The following is an 11,650-nucleotide window of genomic DNA, read 5'->3' as shown; positions in this document are numbered from 1 at the left end:
GGTTCGCGCATGCGAACCCAACGATGGCTCCGGTTGCGCGATGTTGGGTTCGCCTCCGCGAACCCAACCTACGAGGTCCTCGCCGTCACACCACCCGGGCGTACCAGTCGAAGTCGAGCGGCGGCACCTGGCTGTGGAAGCGGCGGTATTCGGCCAGCTTGATCTTGGCGAAGGCGTCGACGAAGGCGTCGCCGAGATAGTCGCGCATCAGCGCCGAGGCGCGGAAGTCGCGGATCGAATCGAGCCAGTTCGGCGGGATGTCCGAGGCCGGGGCGCCGTAGCCGTTGCCGGTCACCGGCGGGCCGGGGTCGCGCTGGTCCAGAATCCCGCGATGCAGCCCGGCCAGCGCCGCCGCCAGCGCCAGGTAGGGATTGGCGTCGGCGCCGGCCACCCGGTGCTCGACATGCTTCGCCGCCGGCGGGCCGATCGGCACGCGCAGCGCCACGGTGCGGTTGTTGACGCCCCAGGTCGGCGCCAGCGGCGCGTAGCTGAGGGTCTGGAACCGGCGGTAGGAGTTGGCGTTCGGCGCAAACACCAGCATGCCGTCGCGGATCGTCGCCCCCATGCCGCCGATGGCGTGGCGCAGCAGCTCGTCACCGCCTTCCGCCGCGAAGCGGTTGGCGCCGTCCTCGTCCGCCAGGCTGATGTGCAGGTGGGTGCCGCTGCCGGTCTCGCCGGCATAGGGCTTGGCCATGAAGGTGGCCTCCATGCCGTGCCGCTTCGCCACGGCGCGGACCAGCCGCTTGTACAGGATGGCGTCGTCGGCCGCGCGCAGCGCGTCGGCGCGGTGCTTCAGGTTGATCTCGACCTGGCCCGGCGCGTATTCGCTGATCGCGGTGTCGGCCGGCAGGCCCTGGATCTCGCAGCAGGCGTAGAGGTCGGCCAGGAAGTCGCCGAGCTCGTCGAGATCGGCCATGCCGTAGGCCTGCTTGCCGGTGCTGGCGCCCCGCGGCGGCACCGGGCGCCCGGTCTCGCGCCACGCCGCGTCGAAGACGTAGAACTCCAGCTCCACCGCCACCACGGGGTGCAGCCCGTCGGCCGCCAGCCGCGACACCACCCGCGCCAGCACCTGGCGCGGGTCGTAGGCCGAGGGCGTGCCGTCCAGCTCGAACAGCGTCAGCAGCAGCTGGGCCGAGGGCTCGGCCTTCCACGGCACCGGCACCAGCGTGCCGGGCACGGGGCGGGCGCTGCGGTCGGCGTCGCCGTCCTCCCACACCAGCCCGGTCTCCTCGACATCCGCGCCGGTGATGTCGAGGCTGATGATCGAGCCGGGCATGTAGCGGCCGTTGCGCCAGATCCGCTCCAGCTCGCCCACCGGGATGCGCTTGCCGCGCTGCACGCCGCAGGCGTCGGTCAGCAGGATGTCGACGAAGCGGATGTCGCGGTGCCGGGCCAGGAAGTCGAGGCACTCCTGCGCCGGATCGGCGGCCTTGGTCGCGTCAGGCATGGCCGATCCCTCCGCGCGCCCGGGCGGCCCGAGCCGCCCCTTGCCTCGCGCCGGCCTGCCGCCGCCCGTCATCCTGCCCGCATCGTCCAATCCGGCCTCCCCGTTCGGTCCGTGTCGCCGGGAAGCTTAGGCGGAGGCGAAGGCGAGCGGAACCGGTCCCGGGCGCGGGACGGTCATGCCGCCGAAAGGTCCGGCGGGAGCTGCGGCTACTTCTTCTTCCCCGCCGCCTGGAACCGTTCCACATACTCGGCCATCAGGGTGCGGATCGCGGTGCCGATCTTGACGTAGTCGGTCTCGTTGAGGTTGGCGAGCGACACCCGGGCCGAGGGGTGCAGCGTGCCGAAGCCGCGGCCGGGCAGCAGCACCACGCCGCTTTCCTTGGCCAGCCGGAACAGCACCTCCTGCGGCTTGGTGTTCTTCATGAACCAGTCGACGAACTTCCGGCCGTGCAGCCTGGTGCCCAGCACCTCGAGGTCGAGGATGGTGTAATAGTCGACCGAGTTCTCGTCGTCCTCCAGCGCCACCCCCGCCGCCTGGTACAGCGCGGCCTTGCGGCGGCGGATGATCCGCTTCATCGCGTTCTTGTAGGAATCGGGCTCGTCCATCAGGCTGAACAGCGAGAACAGCACCATCTGCACCTGCTGCGGCGTCGACAGGCCGGCGGTGTGGTTCAGCGCCACGGTGCGGCTGTCGGCCACCACCCGGTCGATGAAGGGCAGGTGCCGCGGGTCGGTGGTGATCGACGAATAGCGCTCGTCCAGCTCCTTCTGCACCTTGGCCGGCAGCTTCGCGATGCCGCGATCCAGTACATTGTCCCTGTGGGTCGCGATCACGCCGAGGCGCCAGCCGGTGGCGCCGAAATATTTCGAGTAGGAATAGACCAGGATCGTGTTGTGCGGGCAGGTCGCGAACAGCGACACGTAGTCGTCGGCGAAGGTGCCGTAGACGTCGTCGGTCAGGAGGATCAGGTCGGGCCGCCTGGCCACGATCTCCTGCAGCCGCTTCAGGTTGGCGGCGCCCAGCTTGACCGAGGGCGGGTTGGACGGGTTGACCAGGAAGAAGGCCTTCACCTTCGGGTCGAGCAGCTTGTCGAGCTCCTTGTCGCTGTACTGCCAGCCCTTCTCCGGATCGGCGTTCAGCCCGACCTCGACCAGCCGGTAGTCGTTCAGATGCGGGATCTCGATATAGGGGGTGAAGATCGGCAGGCCGATCGCGATCGAATCGCCCGGCGCCAGCAGCCGGTTCTCGCGCAGGCTGTTGAACAGATAGGTCATCGCCGCGGTGCCGCCCTCGGTCGCGTACAGGTCGAAACCGCCGGCGAAGGGCTGGCGGCCGATCATCTCCTTGCGGATGTACTGGCCGACGATCTTCTCGCTCAGCATCAGCATGCGGTCCGGCACCGGGTAGCTGCAGGCGAGGATGCCCTCGCACATCTCATAGAGGAAGTCGCCGGCCGACAGGCCGAGCTGGTCGCGCACATAGGAGACGGCGCCGACCAGGAAGGCGACGCCGGGCACGTCCTTGTGGGCGCGGGCGAAAATCTCGAACCGGCCCTCGATGCCGTCGCGCCGCGGGAAGCCGCCGACCCCTTCCGGCATATAGGCGAAGGAGCGCTCGGCCTCGGTCATGGCGAAGAGGCCGAGCTGGAAGAAGCCGTGGCGCGGCACCGTCGCGAGGAAGTTCGGGTTGCCGCGGCCGGCATTCAGCATCATCCGGTCGGCGTCGCTCTTCGCCAGCTGGATCAGCGCGTCCTTCAGCTCGAACGGGCTGAGCTTGGCGAGCGAGGCGGCCGTCTTGTCGTCGATGGCGGGTACGGTGTCGTTCATGATGGGTCTCCTCCCAAACGCTCAGACCAGCCCGACCACGAGCGGGCCGAGGATGGTCAGCAGCACATTGGCCATGGCGTAGGTGATGGCGAAGGGCACGGTCGGCACCGAGTTGCCGGCCTTGTCGAGCACGGCGCCGAAGGCCGGGTTGGCGCTGCGCGACCCGGACAAAGCGCCGGCCAGGATGGCGGCGTTGTCGTAGCGCAGCACGTAGCGGCCGAACAGCAGGGTCAGCACCAGCGGCACCAGCGTGACCACCAGGCCGAGCACGAAGATCGCGACGCCGCTTTCCTGCAGCGTGGTCCAGGCCTGGGCGCCGGAGGACAGGCCGACGCAGGCGACGAAGGCGGCGAGGCCGAAATCCTTCAGGATCTGGCCGGCCGCCGAGGGCATCGCCCCGAAGGTCGGATGCTTGGCGCGCAGCCAGCCGAAGACCAGGCCGGACAGGAGCGCGCCGCCGCCGCTGCCGAGGGTCAGCGGGATGCCGCCGACCCGCGCGGTGATCAGGCCGACCAGCAGACCGATCAGGATGCCGAGGCCGAGATAGACGAAGTCGGTCTTGTCGCTGGGCGCGATCTCGTAGCCGAGCAGCTTCGCCGCCCGGTCGACATCGGACGCGGCGCCCTGCAGCGTGATCACGTCGCCGTGATGCAGCGCGGTGCCGTCGAGCACCGGCAGCGGCCGCTCCATCCGGGTGATGCCGGCGATGTAGACGCCGTGCTTCGCCGCGGCGTCGGCCTGGGCCTTGAGCTCGCCGATGGTCTTGCCGTTGGCGCCGGGGCGGGTGAAGACCACGTCGCGCAGATGCAGCACCATGTCCATGCCCGCCGCGGCGGGCTCCTCGGTGCCGATTTCGGGCGCCGCCGCGACCACCGCCTCGCGCCGGCCGACGACCAGCACATGGTCGCCGGCCGCGAGCCGCAGCCCGGGGTCGAGCGCCGGCGCCGAATCGCCGCGGCGCACCCGCTCGATCGTGATCCCCGGCGCCGCGGCCTCGATCTCGCCGACCGTGCGGCCGGCGGCGGCGGTCACCACATAGGTGCGGCCGACCAGCGCCGGGGCCGCCGCGACGTCGCCGCGGCCCAGCACCGTACCGCCGCCGGCCAGCGCCCGCTCGGCCCTGACCGCATCCTCGCGGATGTCGCGGCCGAACAGGCGCGGGATCAGGATCAGGCAGACCAGAATCGGCCCCAGAGAGCCGAAGATGTAGGTCACCGCATAGCCGATCGCGATCTCCGCCTGCTGGCGCGCCACCTCGTCGGCGGGCAGGCCGAGGCGGTTCAACGTGTCGCCGGCGGTGCCGATGATCGCCGACTGGGTCAGCCCGCCGGCGGCGATGCCGGCCGCCAGACCCTTGTCCAGCCCGCCGATCCGGGCGCAGAGGATGACGGTGATGAGCGCGGTCGCGGCCAGGAACACCGCCAGCACGATCTCGCGCAGCGCCGAGCGGTTCAGCGAATTGAAGAATTGCGGGCCGCTCTCGAAGCCGACGGCGTAGATGAACAGGGCGAAGGCCACCGCCTTGATGCCGGGATCGATCGTCACCCCGACCTGGCTGATCAGCACCGCGGCGATCAGCGACCCCGCGACTCCGCCGAACTGGAACCGCCCGAACTGGATCTTGCCGACTGCATAGCCGATCGCCAGGGACAGGAAGAGCGCGGCCTCCGGCGAGGCTTTGAACAGATCGTGGAGCATTTCCATTCGTGTACTCCGTCGTGGGGAGGCACTGGATGGCTGCCGCGGCCCGGGTCAGCTGGTCAGGAACACGATGATCGGCCCGAGCAGCGGCAGGATCGCGTTGGAGATGGCATAGGTGACGGTGTAGCCGATGATCGGCGTGGCGTTGCCGGCGGCCTGGACCACGGCGCTGATCGCCGGGGTGCTGACCTGCTGGCCGGCGATCGCGCCGATCAGCACCGGCGGTTCGAGGCCGAGCAGGTAGCGGCCGAGATAGAGCGAGATGAGCGCCGGGGTCAGCGACAGCGCCACCCCCATCAGCGGCAGCGCCAGGCCGTAGCGGCCGATCAGCTCGATCGCCTGCGGCCCGGCCGAGAGGCCGACGCTGGCGATGAAGGCCGCGAGGCCGAAATCCTTCAGGATCTGCGCCGCGGCCGGCGGCAGCGCCCCGATGTCCGGCCGCTTGGCGTTGAGCCAGCCGAAGGCGAGGCCGGACAGCAGCGCGCCGCCGCCGATGCCGAGGGTCAGGGGGATGCCGGCCACCGGCACCGCGCCCTGGCCGATCAGGATGCCGATCAGGAGGCCGATGCCGAGGATGACGAAGTCGGTGCGGTCCGGGCTGGTCACCGGCGCCCCGATCAGCCGGGCAGCGCGGGCCACGTCGGCCGGCGTCCCCTGCAGGGTCAGCACGTCGCCATGCTGCAGCACCGTCTCCTCGGCGATCGGCAGCGGCCCGCCCATCCGGGCGATGGCGGCGACATAGACGCCGTGCTTGGCCTCACGGTCGGCCATCGCCTTCAGCTCGCCGAAACGGTGGTTGTTCAGGCCCCTGCGGGTGAACACGACATCCTGCCGCTTGAGCGCGAGGCCGAAGCCGTCGGCCGGAGCCTCCTCCGGGCCGATGGCCGCGGCGGCGCCCACCGCCTCCGCCCGCCGGCCGTGGAGCAGGACGAGATCGCCCTCCGCCAATGTCAGCCCGGGGGTGACCGGCAGGTCGGCGCCGGCGCGCCGGACCAGGGCGATGGTCACCCCGTCGGCCAGGCCCCGCTCCGTCTCCGCCACGGCCTTCCCGGCCGCGGCGGTGACCCGGTGCACACGGCCCACCAGCGGCGGCGCGGCCGGCCCGGCCCCGGGATCCGCCCCCATCCCGCCCATGCGGACGAGCAGCCTTTCCGCCTCGGCCCTGAGATCGATGCCGAGCAGCCGCGGCGCGAGCTGGCTGGTGAAGACCACGATCGTGATCAGGCCGAAGATGTAGGTGATGGTGTAGGCGGTGGCGACATTCGCCTGCAGCGCAGCGACCGTCGCGGCGTCGAGCGGCAGCCGCGCCAGGGCGTCGCCGGCGGTGCCGACCACCGCCGATTCGGTCGCGGCGCCGGCCAGAAGCCCGGCCGCGGTGCCGGGGTCGAGCCGGGCGATCGCGGTCGCGGCCAGGACGAGACCCAGGATCGTCGCCACTTCGACCAGGGGCAGGACGCCGAACCGCCAGCCCTTGCGGTTGAGATTGGCGAAGAATTGCGGCCCGCCGGAGAAGCCGAGGGCAAAGATGAAGATGGCGAAGAACAGCGACCGCACCCCCGGCCCGACGCCGCAGCCGGTCTGGCCCAGCGCCAGGGCGACGATCAGCGTGCCGCAGACGCCGCCGAACCGGATGCTGCCGAAACGGATCTGACCGATGGCGAAGCCCAGGCAGAGGCACAGGAAGATCGCCGCCTCCGGCACGCGTTCGAGGATCGGGACAGAACAGCTCATCCCGGCCTCCCCCCGCGCCGCATATGCATCCGGCGGGTCATCTCGGCCTCAGTGGCTGTCGAAGATCTTCTGGATCTCGACCGGATCCGAGGTCCGGGTCAGCGCCAGCTGCAGCAGGGCCCGGGCCTTGCCCGGCTTGAAGTCGTCGGAGACCACGAAGCCGAGCTTGTCGTCGTCGACCTCGGCGTTGCGCACCACCGTGCCCTCGGCCAGCTTGGTGCTGCGCACCACCACCACGCCCGTCTTCGCCACCTCGGCGAGGGTGTCGATCGCGACCTTGGTCATGTTGCCGTTGCCCACCCCGGCCACGATCAGGCCTTTGGCGCCGGCGGCGATCGCGGCATCGATCAGCGTCCGTCCCATGTTGGAATGGGCGTAGATGATCTCGACCTGCGGCAGCGCCGTCAGCGCGCCGACATCATAGGTCGCGCCGCGCGGCGGCGGCGGCCCGAACAGCGTGGGATGGCCGGTATCGACCCGCCCGACCAGCCCATGCTCGGGCGAGCGGAAGGTGTCGACGCTGGTGGTGTGGGTCTTATAGACGTCGCGCGCGGCATGGATCTCGTCGTTGAGCACGACCAGCGAGCCATAACCCCGGGCGGCCGGGTTGCCGGCCACCGCGACGGAGTTGTACAGGTTCATCGGGCCGTCGGCGCTGATCGCGGTGGCCGGCCGCATCGACCCGGTGAACACCACCGGCTTGTCGCCGGCCACCGTCAGCTGGGTGAAATAGGAGGTCTCCTCCAGCGTGTCGGTGCCATGGGTGACGACGATTCCGTCGACTTTGGGGTCGGCCAGCAGCTCGTTCAGACGCTTGGCCAGCTTGAGCCAGACGTCGTCGTTCATGTCCTGGCTGGGGATGTTGACCAGCTGCTCGCCGGTCACCGCGGCGATGTCCTTCAGCTCTGGCACCGCCTGGATCAGCGAATCGACGGTGAAGGTGCCGGCGGTGTAGCCATGCTGCTCGACATCGGCCTGGGCGCCGGCGATGGTGCCGCCGGTCGCCACGATGTGGACGTTCGGCTTCTCCGCGGCGGGCGCCGGGCCCACGGACAGCAGCGACAGGGCAAGGGCGATCGGCGCAACGGCTGGGACGACGCGCATCGGGCTCCTCCTCCTTGGGCGCCGGCGCCGTCTTCAGTCGCGGGCCGGCGCGGTTCGACTGCATCGATGGACGTGGGGCAGTGCCGGCGCCTGGCCGATCCGCAAGTCGCGGGCGAAGACGAGGTCCCTCATCGAGCATAAAATAATGTAAGCAATTTTTGATGATTTCCCGTGCTTGTGGTGTTGTTATTTCAATCTGCTCGACGGCGGTTGGTCAAGCTCAAATAAAGCGCGAGAAATCCACCGACCGCCCGGCCGGGCTGACGGCAGGCGCGGATTGCCGGCACCGGAGGGTGCGGACGAGGCGGCGACGCTATTGCAAAGGGCTGGAGCGGGTGAAGGGAATCGAACCCTCGTCGTAAGCTTGGGAAGCTTCTGCTCTACCATTGAGCTACACCCGCGCGCCGTCGGTTATAGGCGAAGCGGCGATGCCGTTCAAGGCGCCTCGACGATGCTGCATAGCCCTGTTTTGTTCGCGATGCTGGGAAACGACGTCCCGCCGGTCTAGATAGGATCGGTGCCCGTCCGCGGCGGGCGGGCGGCGGGAATGGAGCGCGCATGAGCGGCGAGATCGCCACCATGATGGACCTGCTGGCGCGGCTGCCGGGGCTGGGGCCCCGGTCGGCGCGCCGGATCGCGCTGCACCTGCTGCGCCACCGCGACACCGTCATGCGCCCGCTGGCCGAGGCGCTGGAGGCGGCGGCCACGGCGATCGTGCCCTGCTCGGTCTGCGGCAATCTCGATACGGTCGACCCCTGCCCGATCTGCAGCGACCCGACCCGCGACGCCGGGGTGATCTGCGTGGTCGAGCAGGTGGCGGACCTGTGGGCGCTGGAGCGGGCGCGCGCCTTCCGCGGCCGCTACCACGTGCTGGGCGGCACCCTGTCGGCGATCGACGGTGTCGGGCCGGAGGACCTGGCGATCCCGCGCCTGCTGGCCCGCGCCCGCGAGCCGGGCGTGGCCGAGGTGATCCTGGCCCTGAACGCCACGGTCGACGGCCAGACCACCGCCCACTACCTGGCCGAGAAGCTGGAGGGGACCGGCCCCAGCATCACCCGCCTGGCCCATGGCGTGCCGGTGGGCGGCGAGCTCGACTATCTCGACGACGGCACGCTGGTCGCCGCTTTGCGCTCACGCCGCGGGCTGTAGCCCCGGCCCCCGGGCCTATCCCGGCAGCGGCGGGTCGCGCGGCGGCACCGGGGTGGACTGGACGATCGAGGTGGTGGTCTGGCCATGCGCCAGGAAGCGGTCGAGCAGCCGGTCCAGCGTCTCGATCGCCTCGACATGCACCTTCAGGATGAAGCAGTCCTCGCCGGTGATGCGGTGGCATTCCGCCACCTGCGGCATCGCCCGCGCCAGCTCGGCGATCCTCGGCAGCTGGCCCGGCATCGGCCGGATGCGGACGAACACGGTCAGCGGGTAGCCGAGCGCCCGCGGCTCCAGCTCCAGCCGCCAGCCGCGGATCACCCCCGCCTCCTCCAGCCGCAGCAGCCGCTCGCGCACCGCCGGCGCCGACATGCCGATGCGCCGCGCCAGCTCGGCCGTGCCCAGGCGCGGCTCGGCCTGCAGCAGCCGGATCAGGGCGAGGTTGCGCTCATCGGCGAGCAGCGGCGAGACCTGGAAGGCCAAATCGACGGATCTCCTTCGAAGCGAAGGCAGATGAAGGCACAGGGCTTCGACCGATCATGGGCCGGATCGCCGGTGCATGCAAATCTTCGGGCATGCCCTCCGCCGAGACCCTGCACCCCGCGCCGCTGGCGCAGCGGGTGCCGCCGCAGCTGTTCTTCGTCGTCAGCGCCGTGTTCCACTATCTCGGGCCGGCCTGCGCCGTGCTGCTGTTCGCCGCGGTCGACGTGCTGGGCGTCGCCTGGCTGCGCATCGCCACCGCCGCCCTGGTGTTCGCGCTGTGGCGCCGGCCCTGGCGGCTGTGGCGGCGCAGCAGCCCGGCCGACCGCCGCACGCTGCTGGCGCTGGGCCTGGTGCTGGCAGCGATGAACGGCTGCTTCTACCTGGCCATCGCTCGGCTGCCGCTGGCCACGGTCGGCGCCATCGAGTTCCTGGGGCCGATCGGCTTGGCGCTGGCCGGGCTGCGCAGCCGGCGCAACCTGGCGGCGCTGGGCCTGGCGGCGGCCGGCGTGGCGCTGCTGACCCAGATCCGGCTGGAGGGCGACGCGCTGGGCTATGCCCTGGCCTTCGCCAACTGCGCGCTGTTCGTCGCCTACATCGTGCTGGGCCACCGCATCGCCGGGGCCGGCGGCATCGACGGGCTGGCCGCGGCGATGCTGGCGGCGCTGGCGGCGATCACCCCCTTCGGGCTGGGCCCGGCCTTGCCGGCGCTGGCCGACCCGGTGCTGCTGCTGGCCGGGATCGGGGTCGGCGTCGCGTCGTCGGTCATCCCCTATGCCTGCGACCTGCTGGCCATGGCCCGGCTGCCGCGCGCCAGCTTCGCGCTGATGCTGGCGCTGCTGCCGGCCACCGCCGCCGGGATCGGCGTCCTGGTGCTGGGACAGATCCCCTCGATCCGCGATCTCGCCGGGATCGGCCTGGTGATGGCCGGCGTCGCCCTGCACCGGGCGCCCCGGGCCTGAAAGGCTGCAGCGCGATCGCAGCGCGGCTTGGCCAAAAAAATTGCGGTCTTGCGGATTGGGACGACAATCTCACCCCGATGACACAATCGCGCCACCATCGGCCGATATCCAGGTTGCAAGCGCGATGACGAAGCGCGCCCGGCCGCCTCACGGCCGGGTCTCGTCATCGGGCAGCCGCCGGGGGCACGCCCGGCCCGTTCGTCCCCGGACCGAGCAGCGGGCGAGCCCCGTGTCGACGACGACCGGCGGCTCGTCGAGTGCGGATTGCCGCCAGCGGGGCCGGCACGGCAAAGTTTAATTTGAATCAAATGTTAAATGGATGGTGGGGGAGCACTTGGATGTCATCTGCGGAACCCGAACGGGACCTGACGGAACGGGATATCGACCGGCGTCGGCTTCCACGCTGAAGGCCGTGGCGATCCGGCCGCCCGCGGTGATCCGCGGCCGCCGCCCGTGGTCCCTTCACCTCCTCTTGTAGCACCCGGAACAGGCCGGCACGGCCGGCCGTCAACCTGACCATCAGCTCGGCCCGCTGCCGCCATGGGCGGCGCAGGCAGGGGCGGCCTTCGCGACGAAGGGCGCCCGACGGCACCGCCGTGCCCGGCGTCCAGGCCGGGGCCGTGCGGCGGGCCTTCGATCGAACCGTGAAAGAAGGGGTAAGAAGCAATGGCTGTGATCAATGGAACCAATCTCGACGATAATCTGCCCGGCTCCTCGGACGGCGACACCATCAGCGGGTTCGGGGGCAGCGATACCATCGACGGCGGCAATGGCAACGACCGGCTCATCGGCGGCACCGGCGCCGACAAGCTGACCGGCGGCGCCGGCAACGACGTCTTCGTCTACAACGACCGCGAGTTCGGCAACGACACGATCTTCGACCTCCAGGCCGGCGACAAGATCGACCTACAGGGCATCGGCGTCGGCGATATGGCCAGCCTCCTGCCCTTCATGAAGCAGGATGGCACGGATGTCGTCATCACCTTCGACTACGATTTCAGCGACGAAAGCATCCGGATCAAGAACATCACTGTCGATGACCTGACCGCCGGCAACTTCTTCACCTTCAACACCTCCACCACGCCGCGCGATCTCACCGCCGGCAGCGCGGACGACTTCCTCTTCGGCGCCGGCGCCGCCGACAAGCTCAACGGCGGCTCGGGCTTCGACACCCTGGTCGGCGGGGCCAACAACGACACCCTCATCGGCGGCACCGGCGGCGACAAGCTCTACGGCGGCGCCGGCAACGACGT

Annotated in this window: 9 protein-coding genes and 1 tRNA gene; 3 read left to right on the top strand and 7 right to left on the bottom strand. The window is 70.5% G+C overall.

The features are described from left to right. Positions 1-85: 85 nt before the first annotated feature. The 6 genes from ACFW16_RS08275 to ACFW16_RS08250 all read right to left on the bottom strand — a co-directional run bounded on the left by ACFW16_RS08275 (position 86) and on the right by ACFW16_RS08250 (position 8,210). Positions 86-1,447 carry a glutamine synthetase family protein gene (locus tag ACFW16_RS08275; protein ID WP_380303709.1) on the bottom strand — a complete coding sequence of 454 codons (1,362 nt, stop codon included), beginning with the start codon at positions 1,445-1,447 and terminating at the stop codon, positions 86-88. A gap of 206 nt (positions 1,448-1,653) precedes the next feature. Then, on the bottom strand, positions 1,654-3,273 hold the full coding sequence (locus ACFW16_RS08270; RefSeq protein ID WP_380303707.1) for a bifunctional aspartate transaminase/aspartate 4-decarboxylase: 1,620 nt from the start codon (positions 3,271-3,273) through the stop codon (positions 1,654-1,656). Positions 3,274-3,294: 21 nt separating this feature from the next. Further along, positions 3,295-4,977 carry an aspartate-alanine antiporter gene (gene aspT, locus ACFW16_RS08265; RefSeq protein ID WP_380303705.1) on the bottom strand — a complete coding sequence of 561 codons (1,683 nt, stop codon included), beginning with the start codon at positions 4,975-4,977 and terminating at the stop codon, positions 3,295-3,297. A gap of 48 nt (positions 4,978-5,025) precedes the next feature. Next, entirely contained in the window at positions 5,026-6,705 is a 1,680-nt protein-coding gene (gene aspT / locus ACFW16_RS08260; protein WP_380303703.1) for an aspartate-alanine antiporter, read from the bottom strand. A gap of 48 nt (positions 6,706-6,753) precedes the next feature. After that, the gene (locus tag ACFW16_RS08255; RefSeq protein WP_380303701.1) at positions 6,754-7,809 is read right to left on the bottom strand and encodes a type II asparaginase; all 1,056 of its coding nucleotides are present in this window, start codon (positions 7,807-7,809) and stop codon (positions 6,754-6,756) included. Between the two features lie 327 nt (positions 7,810-8,136). Next, positions 8,137-8,210, bottom strand: a tRNA-Gly gene (locus tag ACFW16_RS08250). A 157-nt stretch (positions 8,211-8,367) separates the two neighbouring features. On the opposite strand from ACFW16_RS08250, the gene recR reads away from it, so the two are divergent. Further along, complete coding sequence (recR, locus tag ACFW16_RS08245) at positions 8,368-8,958, top strand: recombination mediator RecR (protein ID WP_380303699.1); 591 nt, start codon at positions 8,368-8,370, stop codon at positions 8,956-8,958. 15 nt (positions 8,959-8,973) lie between these two features. Here the strand turns inward: recR and ACFW16_RS08240 are convergent, their stop codons facing one another. Next, positions 8,974-9,438 (bottom strand): Lrp/AsnC family transcriptional regulator, encoded by a 465-nt coding sequence (locus ACFW16_RS08240; protein WP_380303697.1) that lies wholly within the window; start codon positions 9,436-9,438, stop codon positions 8,974-8,976. Between the two features lie 92 nt (positions 9,439-9,530). Between ACFW16_RS08240 and ACFW16_RS08235 the strand changes: the two genes are divergently transcribed. Continuing rightward, the gene (locus ACFW16_RS08235; RefSeq protein WP_380303695.1) at positions 9,531-10,397 is read left to right on the top strand and encodes a DMT family transporter; all 867 of its coding nucleotides are present in this window, start codon (positions 9,531-9,533) and stop codon (positions 10,395-10,397) included. Between the two features lie 666 nt (positions 10,398-11,063). Then, the coding region (locus tag ACFW16_RS08230; protein WP_380303693.1) for a calcium-binding protein at positions 11,064-11,650 on the top strand (587 nt) is incomplete at its 3' end.

The sequence above is a fragment of the Inquilinus sp. NPDC058860 genome, assembly GCF_042743185.1.
Classification (GTDB): domain Bacteria; phylum Pseudomonadota; class Alphaproteobacteria; order DSM-16000; family Inquilinaceae; genus Inquilinus.
The sequence above is the reverse complement of the archived record's forward strand: the minus strand, read 5'-3'. Positions and strand labels throughout refer to the sequence as shown.

Excerpts from the sequence above, each read along its gene's own strand:
- ACFW16_RS08275 (WP_380303709.1), bottom strand. The coding sequence starts at position 1,447 with ATGCCTGACGCGACCAAGGCCGCCGATCCGGCGCAGGAGTGCCTCGAC.
- ACFW16_RS08270 (WP_380303707.1), bottom strand. The coding sequence starts at position 3,273 with ATGAACGACACCGTACCCGCCATCGACGACAAGACGGCCGCCTCGCTC.
- aspT (WP_380303705.1), bottom strand. The coding sequence starts at position 4,977 with ATGGAAATGCTCCACGATCTGTTCAAAGCCTCGCCGGAGGCCGCGCTC.
- aspT (WP_380303703.1), bottom strand. The coding sequence starts at position 6,705 with ATGAGCTGTTCTGTCCCGATCCTCGAACGCGTGCCGGAGGCGGCGATC.
- ACFW16_RS08255 (WP_380303701.1), bottom strand. The coding sequence starts at position 7,809 with ATGCGCGTCGTCCCAGCCGTTGCGCCGATCGCCCTTGCCCTGTCGCTG.
- recR (WP_380303699.1), top strand. The coding sequence starts at position 8,368 with ATGAGCGGCGAGATCGCCACCATGATGGACCTGCTGGCGCGGCTGCCG.
- ACFW16_RS08235 (WP_380303695.1), top strand. The coding sequence starts at position 9,531 with ATGCCCTCCGCCGAGACCCTGCACCCCGCGCCGCTGGCGCAGCGGGTG.